General features: G+C 73.0%; 17 protein-coding genes and 1 pseudogene. 3 read left to right on the top strand and 15 right to left on the bottom strand.

What is annotated here, in order from left to right; translation table 11 throughout:
* Positions 1-92: 92 nt before the first annotated feature.
* A complete protein-coding gene (locus ADK86_RS33130) occupies positions 93-347 on the top strand; it encodes a hypothetical protein (RefSeq protein WP_053699937.1) in 255 nt (84 codons plus the stop codon).
* A gap of 115 nt (positions 348-462) precedes the next feature.
* Here the strand turns inward: ADK86_RS33130 and ADK86_RS33135 are convergent, their stop codons facing one another.
* The 8 genes from ADK86_RS33135 to ADK86_RS33170 all read right to left on the bottom strand — a co-directional run bounded on the left by ADK86_RS33135 (position 463) and on the right by ADK86_RS33170 (position 9,733).
* Positions 463-1,233, bottom strand: a complete 771-nt coding sequence (locus ADK86_RS33135; RefSeq protein WP_030639289.1) for an SGNH/GDSL hydrolase family protein — start codon at positions 1,231-1,233, stop codon at positions 463-465.
* A gap of 104 nt (positions 1,234-1,337) precedes the next feature.
* Positions 1,338-2,390 carry a hemolysin family protein gene (locus tag ADK86_RS33140; RefSeq protein WP_053699938.1) on the bottom strand — a complete coding sequence of 351 codons (1,053 nt, stop codon included), beginning with the start codon at positions 2,388-2,390 and terminating at the stop codon, positions 1,338-1,340.
* Positions 2,387-3,727 (bottom strand): hemolysin family protein, encoded by a 1,341-nt coding sequence (locus ADK86_RS33145; RefSeq protein ID WP_053699939.1) that lies wholly within the window; start codon positions 3,725-3,727, stop codon positions 2,387-2,389. Before ADK86_RS33145 ends, ADK86_RS33140 begins: the two co-directional genes overlap by 4 nt.
* 185 nt (positions 3,728-3,912) lie before the next feature.
* Positions 3,913-4,341 carry a GNAT family N-acetyltransferase gene (locus ADK86_RS33150; protein WP_053699940.1) on the bottom strand — a complete coding sequence of 143 codons (429 nt, stop codon included), beginning with the start codon at positions 4,339-4,341 and terminating at the stop codon, positions 3,913-3,915.
* Between the two features lie 118 nt (positions 4,342-4,459).
* Positions 4,460-5,350 carry an LLM class F420-dependent oxidoreductase gene (locus ADK86_RS33155; protein WP_053699941.1) on the bottom strand — a complete coding sequence of 297 codons (891 nt, stop codon included), beginning with the start codon at positions 5,348-5,350 and terminating at the stop codon, positions 4,460-4,462.
* An 85-nt stretch (positions 5,351-5,435) separates the two neighbouring features.
* On the bottom strand, positions 5,436-8,012 hold the full coding sequence (locus ADK86_RS33160; protein WP_053699942.1) for an ABC transporter permease: 2,577 nt from the start codon (positions 8,010-8,012) through the stop codon (positions 5,436-5,438).
* A 6-nt stretch (positions 8,013-8,018) separates the two neighbouring features.
* Positions 8,019-8,942, bottom strand: a complete 924-nt coding sequence (locus ADK86_RS33165) for an ABC transporter ATP-binding protein (protein WP_053699943.1) — start codon at positions 8,940-8,942, stop codon at positions 8,019-8,021.
* Between the two features lie 215 nt (positions 8,943-9,157).
* Entirely contained in the window at positions 9,158-9,733 is a 576-nt protein-coding gene (locus ADK86_RS33170; protein ID WP_030603158.1) for a TetR/AcrR family transcriptional regulator, read from the bottom strand.
* 70 nt (positions 9,734-9,803) lie between these two features.
* On the opposite strand from ADK86_RS33170, the pseudogene ADK86_RS33175 reads away from it, so the two are divergent.
* Positions 9,804-10,376 (top strand): annotated as a pseudogene (locus tag ADK86_RS33175) (dihydrofolate reductase family protein).
* Here ADK86_RS33175 and ADK86_RS33180 read toward each other — a convergent pair.
* From ADK86_RS33180 to bioB, 5 genes are all read right to left on the bottom strand, one after another.
* The gene (locus ADK86_RS33180; protein ID WP_234346171.1) at positions 10,363-11,658 is read right to left on the bottom strand and encodes an alpha/beta hydrolase family protein; all 1,296 of its coding nucleotides are present in this window, start codon (positions 11,656-11,658) and stop codon (positions 10,363-10,365) included. The pseudogene ADK86_RS33175 and the gene ADK86_RS33180 overlap by 14 nt on opposite strands.
* Before the next feature lie 191 nt (positions 11,659-11,849).
* Entirely contained in the window at positions 11,850-12,509 is a 660-nt protein-coding gene (locus ADK86_RS33185) for a class I SAM-dependent methyltransferase (RefSeq protein WP_053699944.1), read from the bottom strand.
* Between the two features lie 116 nt (positions 12,510-12,625).
* Complete coding sequence (gene bioD / locus ADK86_RS33190; RefSeq protein WP_053699945.1) at positions 12,626-13,312, bottom strand: dethiobiotin synthase; 687 nt, start codon at positions 13,310-13,312, stop codon at positions 12,626-12,628.
* Between the two features lie 51 nt (positions 13,313-13,363).
* Entirely contained in the window at positions 13,364-14,674 is a 1,311-nt protein-coding gene (locus tag ADK86_RS33195) for an adenosylmethionine--8-amino-7-oxononanoate transaminase (protein ID WP_053699946.1), read from the bottom strand.
* Positions 14,667-15,860 carry a biotin synthase BioB gene (gene bioB, locus ADK86_RS33200; RefSeq protein WP_053699947.1) on the bottom strand — a complete coding sequence of 398 codons (1,194 nt, stop codon included), beginning with the start codon at positions 15,858-15,860 and terminating at the stop codon, positions 14,667-14,669. Before bioB ends, ADK86_RS33195 begins: the two co-directional genes overlap by 8 nt.
* Before the next feature lie 146 nt (positions 15,861-16,006).
* On the opposite strand from bioB, the gene ADK86_RS33205 reads away from it, so the two are divergent.
* Positions 16,007-17,248 (top strand): 8-amino-7-oxononanoate synthase, encoded by a 1,242-nt coding sequence (locus ADK86_RS33205; RefSeq protein ID WP_234346174.1) that lies wholly within the window; start codon positions 16,007-16,009, stop codon positions 17,246-17,248.
* Between the two features lie 59 nt (positions 17,249-17,307).
* On the opposite strand, the gene ADK86_RS33210 is transcribed toward ADK86_RS33205, so the two are convergent.
* Together ADK86_RS33210 and ADK86_RS33215 are read right to left on the bottom strand one after the other, a co-directional pair.
* A complete protein-coding gene (locus tag ADK86_RS33210; protein WP_053699948.1) occupies positions 17,308-17,544 on the bottom strand; it encodes a DUF397 domain-containing protein in 237 nt (78 codons plus the stop codon).
* A 9-nt stretch (positions 17,545-17,553) separates the two neighbouring features.
* Positions 17,554-18,438: a helix-turn-helix domain-containing protein gene (locus ADK86_RS33215; protein WP_053699949.1), complete on the bottom strand. Its 885-nt coding sequence runs from the start codon at positions 18,436-18,438 to the stop codon at positions 17,554-17,556.
* Between the last annotated feature and the right edge of the window lie 207 nt (positions 18,439-18,645).

Below are 18,645 nucleotides of genomic sequence, written 5' to 3' on the forward strand. Positions count from 1 at the left end.
GCCTGGCTGCTCCTGCTTCGGCCGCCGGGTCGGCCGCTGCGGTCCGCAACGCGGGTCCCTCCTGCACCTCGCTCTCCAATGGCACGCTCTGCGTGGGCATCATCGACGGCGGCCACACCGTGAACGTCGTATACGGGAAGACCGGCGGCTCCCCGGTGACCGTGAAGTTGGGCTACCGGAAGGGCAACACGAAGCACCTCAGCAACGCGTACACGGTCAAGAAGGGAGACACGAAGACGTACAAGTTCAAGAACCAGAACCTGGGCTGCAGCACGATCTACGGTCTCCTGGCCGTCGCGGACCAGGGCAACTTCGAGACGCCGGGCCTGCACAACACGGGCTGCTGAGCATCTCGCCGCCCGGTAGGCGCGGTGCCAGGCGGCATGCGTTGTTCTTACGGATTGTTCCAGGGTCCGGGACGGAGCTGCTGCGCAGAGCATGCCCCGGCAGGCCGCGCCCGGCTCAGTCCTCGTACGGCAGCAGGTCAGGGCGCTTGGGCGGGCGACCGTCTCCGCTGGAGCGGCCGGTCAGGCGCCTGCCGATCCATGGCATCAGGTGGCGGCGCGCGAAGCGTACGTCCGCGGTGCGCCGTGCGGTCCACCGCGGCGGTACGAACGCGGGGAGCGGCGCGTCCCAGTCGGACTCGGGCGGGAAGCCGAGGGCCTGCCAGACGGCCTCGGCCACGCGTTCGTGACCGGCGCTGTTCAGGTGGAGGCGGTCGTCCGCCCACATCCGCGGGTCGGCCAGCGCGCGGGAGGAGAAGAGGTCCACCACGATGGCGCCGTGCCGCTCGGCCAGCATGTCGATGTGCGCGAAGAGCTGTTCCATGCGGGGGCGGAAGCGTTCCAGGACCGGGCCCTGCCGTCCCGGGCTGCGCATCAGTACGAGCTGTCCGCAGTCCTTGGCCAGCCGTTCCGCGGCCTCCTCCAGGAGGGCGCAGACCCGGTTCACGTCGCACTTGGGCCGCAGCACGTCGTTCAGCCCGCCCACCAGCGTGACCAGGTCCGCGCCCATCGCGGCGGCGGGGCCGGTCTGCTCGGCGGCGATCTGCCCGATCAGCTTGCCGCGCACCGCGAGGTTGGCGTAGCGGAAGCCGGGGGTGCGGGCCGCGAGCCGGGCGGCCAGCAGATCGGCCCAGCCCCGGTACGAGCCGTCCGGCAGGGCGTCGGACATGCCCTCGGTGAAGCTGTCGCCCACCGCGACAAAACTGGTGTAGGTGGCATTGATCTCCATGGCGGGAGGCATCCTACCGGGGCGGGATCGGGGCCCCGGGCGGGCCGCCCGGCGGAGAGGGCCCGGGCCCCGGGCACGGATCTCCGCGTCCCGGGGCCCCGCCCCTACCGCCTGGCCGTGCTCCCGGCCGGCCCGGCCTTCCGGGGCTGCTGCTGGAGCACCAGCTCCCGCAGCACGTCCTCCATCGTGACCAGGCCCGCCAGCCGGCCGTCCTTGCCGATCACCGCCGCCAGGTGCGTACGGGAGGCCCGCATCGCCGTCAGGACGTCGTCCAGCGGCGTCTCGGCCCGTACGCGCGCGATCGGCCGCAGCGCGGACAGGGGGAACGGCAGATCGCGCGGCGAGGCGTCGAGCGCGTCCTTGACGTGCAGGTAGCCGAGGATGCGCTGGGTGCTGTCGAGCACCGGGAAGCGCGAGAAACCGGAGGTCGCGGCCAGTTCCTCGACGCCTTCGGGCGTGATGCCGAGCCGGGCCGTGACGACCTTCGCCACCGGCACCACCACGTCGGCGACCGGCCGGCGCCCCAGCTCCAGGGCGTCCCGCAGGCGCTCCTTCGCCCGGTCGTCCAGCAGCCCGGCGGCCTGCGAGTCCTCGACCATCTTCGCGAGCTGGTCGTCGGAGAAGGTCGCGGCCACCTCGTCCTTGGCCTCCACCCGCAGCAGCCGCAGCAGCGCGTTGGCGAACGCGTTGATCGCGAAGATCACCGGGCGCAGCGCGCGGGTCAGCGCGACCAGCGGCGGCCCCAGCAGCAGCGCCGTACGCACCGGCTCGGCCAGCGCGACGTTCTTCGGCACCATCTCGCCGAAGAGCATGTGCAGGTACGTCGCCACGGCCAGCGCGAGGACGAAGGAGACCGGGTGCACCAGGACCGCCGGCACGCCGACCGTGTCGAAGACCGGCTCCAGGAGGTGGGCGATGGCGGGCTCGGCGACGGCGCCGAGCACCAGGGTGCACAGGGTGATGCCCAGCTGCGCGGCCGCCAGCACGGCGGAGACGTGCTGGAGCCCCCACAGGACCCGGTCCGCACGGCGGTCGCCGTCCTCCGCGTGCGGCTCGATCTGACTGCGGCGCACCGAGATCATCGCGAACTCGGCGCCCACGAAGAACGCGTTGACGACCAGCGTGAGCAGGCCGATGAACAGCTGGAGCGCGGTCATCGGGCGTCCTCCCCGGCCTCGTCGGCGCTCTCCGGCAGCGGCGCGTGCAGCAGCACCCGCGCCGCGCGGTGCCCGGAGGCGTCCAGGACGTCCATCCGCCACCCCGCGACCTCGACGCCGTCCCCGGCGGCCGGGATACGGCCCAGTTCGGTGGCGATCAGGCCGGCCAGCGTCTCGTACGGGCCTTCCGGCAGCTTCAGGCCGATCTGCTCCAGCTGGTCGGTGCGCACGGCGCCGTCGGCCTCGTACCGGGACCGGCCGTCCGCGTCCTCCCCGGCGAGCACCAGGTCCGGCGTCTCCATCGGGTCGTGCTCGTCGCGCACCTCGCCGACCACCTCCTCGACGATGTCCTCCAGGGTGACGACGCCTGCCGTACCGCCGTACTCGTCGATGACCACGGCCATCGTCTGCTTGCCGGACAGCCGGTCCAGCAGCTTGTCGACGGTCAGCGTCTCCGGTACGAGCAGCGGCTCGCGCAGCAGCTCGGAGACGGGGTGGCGGGGGCGCCGGTCGGCGGGGACGGTCAGCACGTCCTTGATGTGGGCGACGCCCACCACGGCGTCCAGGCTGCCGCGGTAGACCGGGAAGCGGGACAGGCCGGTGGCGCGGGTCGCGGTGGCCACGTCCTCGGCCGTGGCCTGCACGTCCAGGGCGGTGACCTGCACCCGCGGAGTCATCACGTTCTCCGCGGTCAGGTCGGCGAGCGCCAGGGTCCGTACGAACAGCTCGGCGGTGTCCGGTTCCAGGGCGCCTTCCTTGGCGGAGTGCCGGGCCAGCGCGACCAGCTCCTGCGGGCCGCGGGCGGAGGCCAGCTCCTCGGCGGGCTCCATGCCCATCCGGCGGATCATCCGGTTCGCGGTGTTGTTCAGGTGCCCGATGAGCGGTTTGAAGGCGGCGCTGAAGCCGCGCTGCGCGGTGGCGACGCGGCGGGCGATGGGCAGCGGGCTGGAGATGGCCCAGTTCTTGGGGACCAGCTCGCCGATGACCATCAGGACGACGGTGGAGACCGCGGTACCGAGGACCAGGGCCACCGAGTCCGCCGCGGACGGCGGCAGGCCGAGGGCGTCCAGCGGGCCGGCCAGCAGCGTGGAGATCGACGGCTTGGCGAGCATGCCGATGACCAGGCCGGTCACGGTGATGCCGAGCTGGGCGCCGGAGAGCTGGAACGTCAGGCTGCGGACGGCCTTGAGGGCGCTGTCCGCGCCGCGCTCGCCGCGCTCCACGGCGCGTTCCAGGTCGCTGCGCTCGACGGTGGTCAGCGAGAACTCGGCCGCGACGAAGACGCCGCAGGCCAGGGTCAGGAGCAGGGCCACGGCCAGGAGGAGCAGCTCGGTCATCGGGTCACCTCCGTCCCATGTTCGAACAGGACCGGGAGGTTCGCGCTCCGGGTGGAGACGGGATGACAACTGGGAGGCTCGCCCATGGCTGGACGCTCACTCCTTTCGCTGGGAGACGTGGGAACCATCCATGGTAAAGGATGAGCAAAGCGGGTGGCGGACGAGCGGATCGGGAGTGCTGCGGCTCAGGTCCGGGACAGCGGTTTCACCCACCGCCGCCAGTGGTCCTCGCGCCGGTAACCGGCGGCCGACCACGCCCGGTGGGCCCGTTCGTTCGATTCCAGCACCATGGCGTCGCCGCGCCGGCCGTCCACGGCCAGGAAGCGCCGCTCGGCCGCTTCGAGCAGCGCCGTAGCCACCCCTTGGCGGCGGTACGAGGGGAGCACCGCGAGCCGGTACAGCGAGCACCGCCAGCCGTCGTAACCGGCGATCACCGAACCCACCAGGAGGCCGTCGGACTCCGCGAGCAGCAGCGCCTGCGGGTCGCGCCGCACGAGGCGGGTCACTCCGTCCACGTCGTCCGTGATGGAGGTGCCCTCCGCCGCCTCGCGCCAGAAGGCGAGCACGTCCTCGGCGTCGTCCGGTACGGCCGTCCGTATCTGTATGTCGATCATGCCGTGAGCCAAACACGGAACGGTCCCGGGCCGCCACGGGCTTTCGCAGTCCGAGACGGGGCGCTCCGGCCCCGGGGGCCGGAGCGGGTAGAAGGCCGACGCGCCGCGCGGACAGGGCCTAGCTCCCCTTCAGCTCCTCGATCACCGGCGCGAACGCCTCCATGGACGGGTCCAGCACGGTGAAGTACGAGAAGCCGTAGCGCTCGCGGTGTTCGCGGAGCTGTTCGGCCATCTGCGCGGTCGTGCCGAACAGGAGCGTCGGGACGTGCAGGGCCTGCTCCTCGTCCACGCCGATGCCGTGCCCGGCGATCTCGCGCGCCATGGCGCGCCGGTCGTCGGTGACCTTGACCTGCTGGATCAGGATGTTCAGCTCGGCCGGCCGGGTACGGTCCGCGGCGGCCTTGCGGTAGACGGCGAGCGTGTCGTCGAGCGCGTCCGGCGTCAGGAGTTCGAGGGTGCCCTCCGGCTTGCCGGGGGCCGCCCGGCCGCCGGCGAACGCCACGATGTCCGCGTGCCGGGCGGCGATCCGCAGCATGCGCGGGCCGTTGCCGCCGATCAGCAGCGGCGGCCGGGGCCGCTGGGCCGGCTGCGGCGCGTGCTCCGGGTCGCCCAGGAAGCGGTCCAACTCCTCGATCGTCCGCACGAGATGGTCCACCCGCTCGCGGGGCGGGCCCCAGGGCAGGCCCGCCGTGTCGTGTTCGGCGCGTACATAGCCGGTGCCCAGGCCCAGTTCGAGCCGGCCGCCGGTGAGGAGGTCGGCGGTGGCCACCTCGCGGGCGAGCAGCGCCGGGTTCCAGAAGCCCGCATTGAGGACGAAGGTGCCCAGGCGCGGGCGCTCGGTCACCTCGGCGGCGGCGATCAGCGCGGGGAACGGCGCGGGCATGCCGAGGTGGTCCGGTACGAGCACCACGTCGTACCCCAGGTCCTCGGCCCGGCGGCACTTCTGCCGCCACCCGGCCCCCGACTCGATGGTGAGCATGTTGACGCCGAAGCGGAACGGACGTGCCATGGAGCCCCCTGGAGATGCGTGCACGCGGCTCCGGGCCGGTGCGCGGTCGACGCGTGGTGCGGACAGTTGACGAGTCTACGTACGGTCACTCATGGGCGATGGCGGCCAGAACGTTCAGCCGGGAGGCGCGCAGCGCCGGCAGCAGTGCCGCCAGCAGCCCGACCAGCACCGACCCGATGACCACCGCGGCGACCGTGGACCACGGGACCGCGAACGCCGTCAGCCCCTCCAGCGCCAGCACCCGCTGGGTGGCGGCTCCCCAGACCAGGCCGAGCCCGAGACCGAGGAGCGCGCCGAACAGGGCGATCACCACCGACTCCAGCCGGATCATCCGGCGCAGCTGCTTCCTGGACAGGCCGACGGCACGCAGCAGCCCGATCTCGCGAGTGCGCTCGACCACGGACAGGGCCAGCGTGTTGACCACACCCAGCACCGCGATCACGATGGCCAGCCCCAGCAGCCCGTACAGCAGGTTGAGCAGCCCCTGGATCTGGCTGCTGACCAGCTTCTTGTAGTCGGCCCGGTCGTTGACCTGGACCTGCGGGAAGGGGGTGAGCGACCGTTCCAGATCCGCCCGGAGCCGCCGCGGATCGACGCCGTCGGCGGCGTTCACGTACACCACGGAGTCCTGGCCGCGTGGCACGTACGTCTCCAAAGTGGCCATCCCCATGAAGACGCCCCCTTGCGCCGCGGGCCCGGAACCGGAGTCCGCGGTGAGCGCGCCGACGGTGAACCGGGCGGGCCGCCCCGACGGCAGCACCGCGTCCAGCCTGCTGCCCACCCGCAGACCGTGCTCCCGCGCGAACTTCTCCTGTACGCCGACCCGTCCGGGCGCCAGCGCCGCCGCCGTGCCGCCCGCGGCATACGTCACCTTGCCCACCGCGTCGAAGCCCCGGTCGAAGGCGCCGGCGACGGTCGTGACCGACCGGCCGTCGGGCAGGTTCAGGCGCAGGGGGACGATCCGCTGGCGTACGACCGTGCCCACGCCCGGTGTCGCGCGCACACGCTCGGTGATCTCCCCGGAGAACGGCGCGAACGACGCGTTCTGTACGACGAAGTCCGCGCCCAGCGTCCGGTCGATCTGCCGGCCGACCGACACGGCGGCCGACGCCCCGGCCACCGACAGCCCGGCCACCAGCGCCAGCCCGACCATCAGGGCCGCCGCCGTCGCACCCGTACGGCGGGGATTGCGCAGCGCGTTGCGGCGGCTCATCCGGCCGACCGTGCCGAACGCGGGCTCCAGTCCGCGTCCGAGCAGCCGGATCACCGGGCGCACCAGCAGCGGCCCCACGATCACCACGGCCGGCAGCGTCAGCAGCACGCCGAGCGCCAGCAGCGTCCCGGCGATCGCCGTCCGGCCGCTCAGCGCGCAGCCCACGAGTGCGGCCACGCCCGCGGCGCCCACCAGGGAACCCGCGATCGCGCGGGCGCGCAACGGCCGCCCCGCGCCCGGGACTTCCACATCGGCGAGGGCGGCCATCGGGGAGACCCGGCTCGCCCGCAGCGCGGGCAGCAGGGCGGCGACGAAGGTCACGCCCACCCCGACGGCGTACGCGATGACCACGGTCGGCCAGTTCAGCACCAGGTCGGCGGTGTTCAGCCGCAGCCCGAACCAGCCCAGCGCGACGACCAGCAGCACCGCGAGCCCGACGCCCGCCGCGAGCCCCACCGTCGCGCCGAAGACGCCCAGCAGCAGCGCCTCCAGCAGCACCGAGCGGCGCACCTGGCGGCGGTCCGCGCCGAGCGCCCGCAGCAGGCCCAGCTCCCGGGTGCGCTGCGCGATCAGCATCGAGAAGGTGTTGACGATCAGGAAGATGCCGACGAGGACGGCGACGCCCGCGAAGCCCACCATCATGTACTTGAGGACGCTGAGGAAGTCGCCCAGCTCCTCGGCCTGGCTCTTCTTCTGCTCGTCGCGCGTGCGGATGTCGTAGGCGGCGGCGCCGGGGCCCAGCGCGGCGCCGATCCGGCTCTTGAGCACGCGGTCCGGGACGCCGGGCGCGGCGTCCACGGAGATTCCGGTCGCCTTGGCCGTACTGCCCAGCAGACCGCGCTGCGCGGCCCTCGTCTCCAGGAAGACCAGCGAGGCGCCCGGGTTGGTGGTGGTGAAGGTGGCGATGCCGACGACGCGCACGGAGAACGTGCCGGGCGGGGCGATGACGTGCAGGGTGTCACCGATCCGGATGCCCTTCCGGTCCGCCGAGTCGCGGTCGAGCATCGCCTCGCCGGGGCCGCGCGGCGGCCGGCCGCTGGTCACCCGGACCGGACTGTGCTCGCTCGGATACCAGGCGCCGACGATGGACGAGGCGTTCTGTGTCGGCCCCACCGGCTCGTTGCGGGCGTCGGTGACGGTGGTCCGGTTCAGCGAGACGTCGAGGTGCGCGCCCGCCACCCCTTCGACGCCCGCCACCTGGTCCCGCAGGGCCGCCGGTACGGTCGGGGTCTCCGCCGAACCGATTCCGCCCGGCGCGTCGAAGTCCTGCCGCGGCGCGACCCGCACGTCCGAGGCGGTCGAGGCGAAGAGCCGGTCGAAGGTGGCGCCCGTCGTGTCGGAGAAGATCAGGCTGCCCACCACGAACGCCACCGAGAGCACCACGGCGAGGGCGGAGAGCAGCAGCCGTCCCTTGTGTGCGAAGAAGCTCCGGAGCGTGGCCCGTAACACGGCGGGTCAGCCGTTCCGCGGGGTGTCGGGGGAGGAGGTGGGGCCGGGAGGGATGGGCGGTTCGGTTGTGGAGCCGGAACCGGAGCCGGAGCCGGAGCCGGGGCCGGAGCGTGAGCCGGTGCCGTGTCCGGGGCCCGGGAGGGTCTGGGCGGGTTGCGGGCCCGCGGCGAAGATCTGCATGCGTTCCAGTACGGATTCCGCCGTGGGCTGCGCCATCTCGTCCACGATCCGGCCGTCCGCCAGATAGAGCGCGCGGTCGGCGTGGGCCGCGGCGTTCGGGTCGTGGGTGACCATCACGACCGTCTGCCCGAGCCCGTCCACCGCCTCCCGCAGGAACTGGAGCACCTCCAGACCGGAGCGCGAGTCCAGGTTGCCGGTCGGCTCGTCCGCGAAGACCAGGTCCGGACGGGCGGCCAACGCCCGCGCGCACGCCACCCGCTGCTGCTGCCCGCCGGAGAGCTGGGAGGGCCGGTGCCGCAACCGGTCGCCCAGCCGCAGGGTGCTGATGACCTCGCGCAGCCACTCCCGGTCCGGTTTGCGGCCCGCGATGTCCATGGGCAGCGTGATGTTCTCCTCGGCCGTCAGTGTCGGCAGCAGGTTGAACGACTGGAACATGAAGCCGACGTGGTCCCGGCGCAGCCGGGTCAGCTGGCGGTCGTTCAGGCCCGTGATCTCCCGTTCGCCCAGCCACACCCGGCCGGCGGACACCGTGTCCAGGCCCGCCAGGCAGTGCATCAGCGTGGACTTCCCCGAGCCGGAGGGCCCCATCACCGCCGTGAAGCGCCCCCGCCCGATCGACACGTCGACGCCGTCCAGCGCCACGACCTGGGTCTCGCCCATTCCGTACGTCTTGACCAGCGACACCGCCCGCGCAGCCGCCCCGTGGCCGCCCGTTGCGCCCTTCGCCGTATCCGCGACCGATGTGGACACGTCAGCCTCCCGACGTCGGCCCCGTGCCGGCACGGGGCGGCAACTCCCGCGTGGCCACCGACAGTAGGGCAGCATCCGGCGCCCCGGAATCCCTCTACGGGCCACCTCCCCGCCCCGGCTCTCGTCCCGCCGGAGGAGCGCGACCCTGATGGTCCGCGTGTGCGCCGGGGCGGGCGGGTGGTGCGACGGGGTACGGGGGATGCCCCCGCCCCGCCTCATGGCGTCACGATGCGTTCCACCGCGGCCTCGACGAGCTGGTCCCGCTCGGCCTCCGAGAAGACCCCCGGCAGCGTGAGCTGTTCGACGATGAGCCAGTTGAAGGCCAGGTACAGCAGCCGGACGGCCGTCGCGTCGCCGGGCAGGCCGGATTCCTCGTGGTAGGCCACGTTCGCGTCCACGTCGGCGCGGACGCGTTCGGTCAGCAGCGCGCGCAGGCCGGGGCGCCGGGTGGCTTCGAGGCGCAGTTCGAGCAGCGCAAGGTAGCCGGTACGGAAGGCGCTGATCCGGCCGATCAGCTCCCGCATCAGCTGCGCGTACGTCTCCCGGTCCGGCGTGCTCGCCCGCTGCCGGGCGATGGTGGCCTCGTCGGGCTGCAGGCGTTCGTAGACCCGGGCGCCCGCCTGGGTGAGCAGGTCGTCGCGGTTGGCGAAGTAGTTGGAGGCCGTACCGGCGGGGACGGCGGCCTCGGTGTCCACCGCCCGGAAGGTCAGCCCCCGCGCGCCCTCCTTGGCCAGCACCTCGATCGCGGCGTCGACCAGGGCGGCCCTCCGCTCGTCGTTCCTGCGCGCCATTGACACCACTCCAGTCGTAGTACTAAGTTCGAACCACTTCAAGCAGAGTACTATGGGCGGAGTTGTCTATATGCGCAAGCTGGTCTACTACGTCGCCGTCACCCTCGACGGCCGCATCGCGGGCCCCGGCGGCGAGTTCGACTTCTACCCCACGGGCGACGAGGAACAGGCCGCCGCCTACACCGCGTGGGCCAACACCCAGTACCCCGAGACCGTCCCCACCGCCATGCGCGCAGCCCACGGTCTGGCCGATGCGCCCAACCTCCGCTTCGACACGGTGGTGATGGGCCTCGGCACCTACGCGGGCCTCACCAGCCCGTACGCGCACCTGCGCCAGTACGTGGTGTCCAGCACCCTCGCGCAGGACGTCGATCCGGCCGTGACCGTGGTCCGTGAGGACCCGGTCGGGCTGGTCCGCGGCCTCAAGCGGGAGGAGGGGCAGGACATCTGACTGTGCGGGGGCGGGCGGCTCGCCGGTGTACTGCTGCCGGAGATCGACGAGTTGGTCATCAAGAGCTATCCGGTGGTCGCGGGGGCCGGAATCCCGGTGTTCGACGGGGAGTTCGACCCCACCCTCTTCGCGGTGGCCGAGCGCACCTCCTTCGCCAACGACGTCACGATCTCCCGCCTCACCCGGCGCTGAGAGCCGTAGGGGTTATTCGGGCCGTACGGTCGGCCGGGGCGGTGCGGGTACGTGTGGGGTCGTTGAATTTCACCTCCGGGTAGACCTGGCTCGGTCCGTCGAGCAGCGGCTGGGGTATGTGGCGCAGGTGCAGGTCGAAGAAGGCGGCCACATAGGACCGGGTGAGAGCGGCCGAGCGTTCGCCGGACAGGGCGGGCCGCGGGGCCGAGGGGTCCGCTCCGGTGACCGGGAAGCCGAGTTGGTCGCCGAGGACGGGCGCGTCGCTGAAGCTGTAGTGGTCGGCGCCCGCGACCGTCAGCCACCGCTTCCACCCGTTCAGGCGGCTCCACGCCAGATCCCAGGTCTTGTCCCGGCCGCCCGGGCGGTGGACTCCGTCGTCCGTGCCCAGCATCAGGAAGGGGCGGGAGCCGAGGCCATCGGCCGGTACGGGGTCCCCGAACGCGCCGTCCAGGTTGAGGCCCGCCCGTATGCGGTGATCGCCCGCCATGGCGGAAGCGGCGCTCGCACCGCCCAGCGAGTGGCCGGCCATGCCTATGCGCCTGCCGTCGATCAGGTGCGCGTAGCGCCAGGCGGGGTGCCGGCCGGTGAGCTGGTCCAGGACGAAGGCGACGTCCTTGGCCCGGCCTTGCGTGGCGTACCGGGTGCCGCCCTCCGTGCCGTACACCTTCTCGCAGGCCGCGCAGGTCAGTGTCCGGCCGCCGGGGAACGTCGTCCCTATGCTCTCGTAGGCGTGATCGACGGTGGCGACGACGTAACCGCGGCCGGCGAGGTCTTCGGCGAGGCTGGTGAGGGAGTAGCGGGAGGCGCCGAAACCGGGGGAGAGGACGAGCAGCGGATACTTCCCGGCCGCCGGGCGGGCGCCCGTGCGACTGTGGACAGCCGTGTCGCTCAGCCTCTCGGGCTCCACCTTGCCCTCAAGACCCGCCTGTTTGAGCAGGGCGCGGATCTCTTCGATGGTGGCGTACCGCGCGGGCGCGCCCGTACCGCGGCGGGCCGGGTAGTACATGTCGACCATCAACTCGCGGGCCTTCGCCGTCGGTACCCACAGGTCGGGGCGGCTGTGGTCGGTGAGCGGCAGGGTGCTGCGGCCGACCGCGTACGGCCCGGTGGGTGCGGGCAGTCGCAGCCGCGCGGCGGCCTTGGTGTCCGTGGTGGGCGGGGCGGCGGGTGCCGTGGCCGACGGTGCGGCCAGTGCCGTACCGGCCGTGGCGGCGAGCGGCAGCGGGAGACTGAGTGCGACGGCTAAGGCGAGGCCGGCGGCCGTTCGAGGACGTCTGATCATGCGTAAGACGGTAGGTTCCGCCACCGGTCCGGCGCGTCAGCCCGTGGGTTGGTCTTCGGCGGCCGATGTGCTCACTAAAGATGACGGTGGGGCGCGACTTTGGTTTGAGGCTTTCCGCAGTGCTCCCGACTCCGGGCTGAGAACCGCCGCGCCAGAAACCAGCGCGGGCCGGACGCCCCGCGTCCCACCCCCTACTCCTCCGCGCGCCGCGCCACCCCCACCACCGTCCACGGCAGAGCGGGACCCGGGTCGTGCCGCAGCAGCCGGCCCCGCCGGTACGGCCCGATCGCGAAGCCCGCCGCCCGGATCTCGTCCAGCGGATCGCGTGCCAGATGGCAGTTGCCCATGAGCAGCGGCCACACCGTGCGGTCCAGGGCCTGCTGCACCGCGGCGGGGCCGCGCCGCCGGGAGCGTCCGTGTTCGAGGAAGCGGAGTTCGCCGCCCGGCCGCAGCACCCGCCGCAGTTCGGACAGCGAGCGCTGTACGTCGCGTACCGAGCACAGCACCAGCGATACGACCGCGGCGTCGAACGCCTCGCTCTTGACCGGCAGCGCCTCCGCGGTGGCCGGTACGACGTCCACCGGTATCCCGGCGCGGGCCGCCTCGGTCAGCGCCCGGCGCCGTAACGTGCGTTCCGGCTCGATCGCCACCACCTCCGCCACGCTACGGGGGTAGTGGGCGAAGTTCGCCCCCGTACCGGCGCCGATCTCGATCACCCGGCCCGAGAGCCCGGCCAGCATCTCGCGCCGCAGGCCCGCGAGCCCGGCGCGGTGGTCCGCGAAACACGCGTACCAGTGGGCGAAGACCGGGTGGTGCACGATGGCCCGCTCGGCTGTCCTGCGGTCTGGCATGGCTGGGTCCCTTCACCGGACGACGTTCGCCGGTTCGAGTGTCCGTCAACGCCGTGCCGCGGTACCACCGTGGGAGCGTGATGGGCGCGGGATCACAGGGCGCGCCGGGCGGCGGGTTACGCGGTGCCGCTGAGCGCGGGCGCCAGCCAGCCGGGTGCTCGCGTACGGAACTCCTCGGGCGGCAGGCTTCCCGCTCCCTCCGGAATGCGGCCCAGGAGCGGCGCGCCGGCCGCCTCGGGGAAGTCGTCGAGGTTGCAGCGGGCGGCGAGGCCGGGCCGCGCGGGCCAGCTGCCGACGACGATCCCCGGCGACTCGATGCCGTACGAACGCAGGGCGAGCGCCGTCAGCGCCACCCCGTTCAGCGCCCCCAGCCCGGCCTGCGCCACCACCAGTACGGGGGCTTCGGCCAGGCGTGCCGCGTCGGCGAGGGTCGAGCCCTCGTCGTCGAACCGTACGAGCAGGCCGCCCGCGCCCTCGACCAGGACGAGGTCGTGCGAGGCCGCCAGTTTGGCCGCGGTCTCGGCGATCTCCTCGGGGCGCACCGGCGGCAGCCCGGCGCGGCGCGCGGCGGTCGCGGGCGCCAACGGCTCGGGGTAGCGGGCCAGTTCGGCCGTGGTGACGCCGGGGCCCGCGAGGCGTTCGACCTCCGCGGTGTCACCGGGCTCGTGTGCGGCGACACCGGTCTGGGCGGGTTTGAGCACCGCCACGGAACGGCCCTGACCGAGTGCGGTGGCGGCGAGCGCCGCCGTGGTCACGGTCTTCCCGATCTCCGTGCAGGTTCCGGTAACGAACAGCACCGGCATGAGTGGTTCTTCTCCTGTCGTAGAGGTTGTCGTCGCCGTGGCGGGCGGCCCTCAGCTCTCCCGTGCCACCGCACACACCGCCGCGCAGATCCGCGCAACGTCCTCGTCCCCGGTGATGTACGGCGGCATCGTGTACACCAGGTCGCGGAACGGGCGCAGCCACACGCCCTCCCGGGCCGCCGCCCGGGTCGCGGAGGCCATGTCCACCTCGTGGTCGAGCTGGACGACGCCGATCGCGCCCAGGACCCGTACGTCCCGTACGCCGTCGAGGGCCGCGGCACCGGCGAGCCCGTCGCGCAGACCGGTCTCGATCCGTTTGACCTCGCGGGCCCAGTCCTGGGACAGCAGCAGGTCCACGGAGGCGTTGGCGACCGCGGCGGCCAGCGGGTTGCCCATGAAGGTCGGGCCGTGCGCGAGCACCGGCACCTCGCCCCGGGAGATCCCGTCCGCCACCGCCGCCGTGCACAGCGTCGCCGCCATGGTGAGGTATCCGCCGGTCAGCGCCTTGCCCACGCACATCACATCGGGCGTGATGCCCGCGTGCCCGGCGGCGAACAGCGATCCCGTACGGCCGAAACCGGTGGCGATCTCGTCGAGGACGAGCAGGACGCCATGTTCGTCGCATGCCTCGCGCAGCACCCGCAGATAGGCGGGGGAGTGGAAGGACATTCCGCCCGCGCCCTGGACCACCGGCTCCACGATGACCGCCGCCAGTTCGTCGGCGTGCCGGGCGATCAGGTCGCGCAGGTGCGCCTCGTAGGCCGGGTCCGGCGGGGCGTCGAAGCTCGGCGGCGGCGCGTCGGCGAACAGCTGCTGTGGCAGGGCGCCCTGCCACAGCCCGTGCATGCCGCCCTCCGGGTCGCACACCGACATCGGCTGCCAGGTGTCGCCGTGGTAGCCGCCGCGCCAGGTCATCAGCCGCTGTTTACGGGGCCGGCCGACCGAGCGCCAGTACTGAAGGCACATCTTCACGGCGACCTCGACCGACACCGATCCGGAGTCGGCGAGGAAGACGTGCTCCAGGCCGTCCGGGGAGATCTCCACCAGCCGGGCGGCGAGCCGGACGGCGGGCTCGTGGGTGAGCCCGCCGAACATCACATGGCTCATCCGGTCCAGCTGGCCGCGGGCGGCGTCGTTGAGCACGGGGTGGTTGTATCCGTGCACCGCCGACCACCAGGAGGACATTCCGTCCACCAATTCGGTCTGACCCTCTACGGGTTCGGTCAGGCGCAGTCGTACGCCGGATGCCGACGCGACGACCAGCGGGTCGGCCCGGCCGGGCATCGGGCCGTACGGATGCCAGACGTGCTGCCGGTCGAGCGCCCGCAGTTCGGCGACGGTCAGCTGGTCGGGCTCAGGCATTCGGCGGCAGCTCCGTACCCGCGCCCCGGCGACGTACGGCGACCAGGTCCGTACGGGCCTCACCGGCGGCCGACGCGTCGGCGCCGTCCTCCGCCACCGTTTCCGGGGCAGCGTCTCCGTCCCCGCAGGGCCCGCAGCCCCCGCCCCCGTGCCCGCCGCAGCCGCCGCCCGCGAGCGCGTCCGCGCGGTGCTCCGGCAGCGTGGTGGTGTCCGTGCCCTCGACCTCGAAGCCCGCGTCCGCGATCATTGCCAGGTCGTCCTTGCCGGCCTGGCCCTCGCTGGTCAGATAGTCACCGAGGAAGATGGAGTTGGCCAGGTGCAGGGCGAGCGGCTGGAGCGAGCGCAGGTGCACCTCACGGCCGCCGGCCAGTCGGACCTCCACGTCAGGGCAGACGAAGCGGACCATCGCCAGGATGCGCAGCGCGCGCTGGGGCGTGAGGTTCCACTCCTTGGCCAGGGGGGTTCCCTCGAACGGGATCAGGAAGTTCACCGGGACCGAGTCCGGGTCCAGCTCGCGCAGCGCGAAGACCACGTCCACCAGGTCCGCGTCGCTCTCGCCCATGCCCGCGATCAGGCCGGAACAGGCGGACAGGCCCGCCGCCTGCGCCTGCTGCACCGTGTCGACCCGGTCGGCGTAGGTATGGGTGGTGGTGATGTCCCCGTAGGTGGCCTCGGAGGTGTTGAGGTTGTGGTTGTAGGCGTCCGCACCCGCGGCCCGCAGCCGGGCCGCCTGCCCCTCCGAGAGCAGGCCCAGGCACGCGCACACCTCCACGCCCTCGTTCTGCTCCTTGATGGCGGCGATGGTCTGCGACACCCGGTCCACGTCCCGGTCCGTCGGCCCCCGGCCGCTGGCCACGATGCACACCCGCTTGGCGCCGCCGGCCACTCCGGCCGCCGCGGCCTTGGACGCCTCCTCCGGCTTGAGCCAGGTGTACTTGAGGATCTCCGCCTTGGACCCGAGCCGCTGCGAACAGTACGAGCAGTCCTCCGGGCACAGCCCGGACTTCAGGTTGACGAGATAGTTCAGCTTCACCCGCCGTCCGAACCACCGGCGGCGCACCTTTCCGGCCGCGGCCACCACGTCGAGCAGGTCGTCGTCGGACGTCGCCAGCACGGCGAGCGCCTCTTCGCGGGTCGGCGATTCGCGCCGCAGCCCCTTGTCCACCAGCGTTGTCAGCAGATCCATGGCGCTGATCCTGGCGTACGGCCACCGTCCGCGACCATGGAGGAACCCAACAAGGGCGCTCTTTCGGGGTGTGTGCATGGCCACACCGTAGGACCGTGTAACGACCGCTAACGTCTATCGACAGCCCACAAACGCGAAGGAAACCGATGCACCAGGACGACCCCGTTCCGCCGGCGCCCCGCGGCGGGCCGCCACCGTCTTACGACGCGCCGGTGGAGCCGGTCGCGGACCGCCGCGGCACCGGCGCGCGGACCGCCGCCTTCGGCTGGATCGACACGGCCCGCGAACAGCGCCGCCGGGCGGGCCTCGTCCGTACCCTCCGGCCGCGGCCGGTCGAGTCGTCCCTGCTGGACCTGGCGAGCAACGACTACCTCGGCCTGGCGCGGCACCCGGAGGTCACCCGCGGCGCCGCGCAGGCCGCGCACCGCTGGGGCGCCGGCGCCACCGGCTCCCGCCTGGTGTCCGGCAGCACCGAGCTGCACGCGCGCCTGGAGGCCGAACTCGCCGATTTCTGCGGCTTCGAGGCCGCCCTCGTACTGTCCTCCGGCTACGCCGCCAACCTCGCCGCCGTCACCGCCCTCGGCGGCCCCGGCGGTCTGATCGTCTCGGACGCGGGCAACCACGCCTCGCTCATCGACGGCTGCCGGCTCGCCAGGGCCCGTACCGTCGTGGCCCCGCACGCCGACCCCGACGCGGTACGCAAGTCGCTGGACGGGCACGACGGGCCGGCCCTCGCCGTCACCGACGCCGTCTTCTCGGTGGACGGCGACGCCGCGCCGCTGCGCTCCCTCGCCGACGCCTGCCGGGCGCACGGCGCGGCGCTGCTCGTCGACGACGCGCACGGGCTGGGCGTGCTCGGCGACGGGGGGCGCGGCACGCTGCACGCGGCCGGGCTGGCCGGGGACGCGGACGTGGTCGCCACCGCGACACTGTCGAAGTCCCTCGGCAGCCAGGGCGGCGTGGTCCTCGGACCGGCCCGGGTCATCGAGCACCTGGTCAACACGGCGCGGACGTTCATCTTCGACACCGGGCTGGCCCCCGCGGCGGCCGGCGGGGCCCGTACGGCGCTGCGGCTGCTGCGCCGCGAGCCGGAGCGCGCGAGCCGGGTCCGCGAGGTGGCGGACGAACTGCACCAGCGGCTCACCGAGGCCGGGCTGACGGTCGCCCGCCCGGACGCCGCCGTGGTGTCCGTACGGGCGCCCTCGCCGGAACAGGCCGTCCGGTGGGCCGCGGACTGCCGCGACGCGGGCCTCCTGGTCGGCTGTTTCCGCCCGCCGTCCGTACCCGACGGCATCTCCCGGCTCCGGCTGACCGCCCGCGCGGACCTGACCGCACGGCAGACGCGCGAAGCGGTCCGCACGATCCTGCGCACCGCGCCGGGCGCCTGAGAGGGGCCGGCCGCCCGTTGCGTACGGCGGACCGGTTCACCTCACCTCGCGGACCGGTTTCACCCCACCTTGGTGAAGCGGCGGTCGGCCAGCCCGCCGACGAAGGACGTCCAGGCGGCGGAGGTGAACAGCAGGGCCGGGCCCGCGGTGTTCTTCGAGTCGCGCACCGCGAGCAGCCCGGGGCCGATGCGGGCCGTCTCGACGCAGTTGTTCATCCCGGTGCTGCGGCTGCTGCGCCGCCACCGGAGGCCGGGCCGGACGGTGCGGGGCCGGGCGTGCCCGGACGGGACTGACATGGTGCCTCCTCAGACGCCGGTGCCGGCCCATGAGGTATCGGCGGCCCGGGCGATGAATTCCGCTGACTTCTCGCAGGAGAGGGCGCGCCCCCGCAGCGTGTCGAACGCATCGCTGTACGCCCTGAGGTCCTCTTTACGTTCCAAGTAGAGGCTACTCGTCAAATGGTCGAGAACAACCACATCCAAGTCAGAAGTGAGCGGAAAGGAGAAGATAACGAAAGGGCCGGTGATGCCGATGTGCACACCGGCCGCGAAGGGCAGCACCTGTAGTCGCACATGCGGCAATTGCCCCATGTCCAGAATGTGGCGGAGCTGCGCCGCCATCACCCGGGGCGAGGAGATCTCCCGCCGCAGCACCGCCTCGTCCAGCACCGCCCACAGCTCCAGCGGCCGCGCGCCCCGCAGCACCTCCTGACGGGCCATGCGCACCTCCACCAGCTCGTCGATCTGCCGCGCGGGCAGGTCCGACAGCGTCGCGCGGGTCACCGTCCGCGCGTAGTCCGCCGTCTGGAGCAGCCCCGGCACCACCGTCGTCTCCAGCGTGCGCGCCCGCGACGCCCCGAACTCCAGGCTGATGAAGTCCCGGTACTCCGGCGGCAACAGGTCCCGGTGGGTGTGCCACCAGCCCCGCCGGGCGGTACCGTCCTGCGCGCCGCCCCCGCACAGCGCCGCGAGCAGGGCGCGCAGCTCCGCGTCCCGGACGCCGTACACGTCCAGCAGCAGTTCGACATCGCCCGGTTTCACCCCGCTGCGCCCGGTCTCGATGCGGCTGACCTTGGACTGGTGCCATCCCACCCGGCGGGCCGCCTCGCCGCTGGTGAGTCCGGCGAGCGCCCGCTGACGCCGTAATTCGGCACCCAGCTTGCGACGGCGTACCACGGGCCCGTGCCCCATGCCTGTTCCTCCGTCCCGTTCCGCGAGGCCATCCCGTGCGCGCACCCGGCCCCGGTGGCCGATTCCGATCCGACAGTGTGCCGCGCAAATACGGTCTCGCGTAGCAGAGTTCACTGCTTCGGGCGACAGATATATGCACATCTTGGTGGATGACCCGTCACAGTCGCAGCAGGAGTGGCAGTCTGGCGCACAGCAGCGGTCCGAGGC

The sequence above is a fragment of the Streptomyces sp. NRRL F-5755 genome (assembly GCF_001279365.1).
GTDB lineage: Bacteria > Actinomycetota > Actinomycetes > Streptomycetales > Streptomycetaceae > Streptomyces > Streptomyces rimosus.

Excerpts from the sequence above, each read along its gene's own strand:
- ADK86_RS33155 (WP_053699941.1), bottom strand. The coding sequence starts at position 5,350 with ATGGCACGTCCGTTCCGCTTCGGCGTCAACATGCTCACCATCGAGTCG.
- ADK86_RS33185 (WP_053699944.1), bottom strand. The coding sequence starts at position 12,509 with ATGCCAGACCGCAGGACAGCCGAGCGGGCCATCGTGCACCACCCGGTC.
- bioB (WP_053699947.1), bottom strand. The coding sequence starts at position 15,860 with ATGGATCTGCTGACAACGCTGGTGGACAAGGGGCTGCGGCGCGAATCG.
- ADK86_RS33140 (WP_053699938.1), bottom strand. The coding sequence starts at position 2,390 with ATGACCGCGCTCCAGCTGTTCATCGGCCTGCTCACGCTGGTCGTCAAC.
- ADK86_RS33205 (WP_234346174.1), top strand. The coding sequence starts at position 16,007 with ATGCACCAGGACGACCCCGTTCCGCCGGCGCCCCGCGGCGGGCCGCCA.
- ADK86_RS33150 (WP_053699940.1), bottom strand. The coding sequence starts at position 4,341 with ATGATCGACATACAGATACGGACGGCCGTACCGGACGACGCCGAGGAC.
- ADK86_RS33210 (WP_053699948.1), bottom strand. The coding sequence starts at position 17,544 with ATGTCAGTCCCGTCCGGGCACGCCCGGCCCCGCACCGTCCGGCCCGGC.
- ADK86_RS33145 (WP_053699939.1), bottom strand. The coding sequence starts at position 3,727 with ATGACCGAGCTGCTCCTCCTGGCCGTGGCCCTGCTCCTGACCCTGGCC.
- ADK86_RS33170 (WP_030603158.1), bottom strand. The coding sequence starts at position 9,733 with ATGGCGCGCAGGAACGACGAGCGGAGGGCCGCCCTGGTCGACGCCGCG.
- ADK86_RS33215 (WP_053699949.1), bottom strand. The coding sequence starts at position 18,438 with ATGGGGCACGGGCCCGTGGTACGCCGTCGCAAGCTGGGTGCCGAATTA.
- ADK86_RS33135 (WP_030639289.1), bottom strand. The coding sequence starts at position 1,233 with ATGGAGATCAATGCCACCTACACCAGTTTTGTCGCGGTGGGCGACAGC.
- ADK86_RS33195 (WP_053699946.1), bottom strand. The coding sequence starts at position 14,674 with ATGCCTGAGCCCGACCAGCTGACCGTCGCCGAACTGCGGGCGCTCGAC.
- ADK86_RS33180 (WP_234346171.1), bottom strand. The coding sequence starts at position 11,658 with ATGATCAGACGTCCTCGAACGGCCGCCGGCCTCGCCTTAGCCGTCGCA.
- bioD (WP_053699945.1), bottom strand. The coding sequence starts at position 13,312 with ATGCCGGTGCTGTTCGTTACCGGAACCTGCACGGAGATCGGGAAGACC.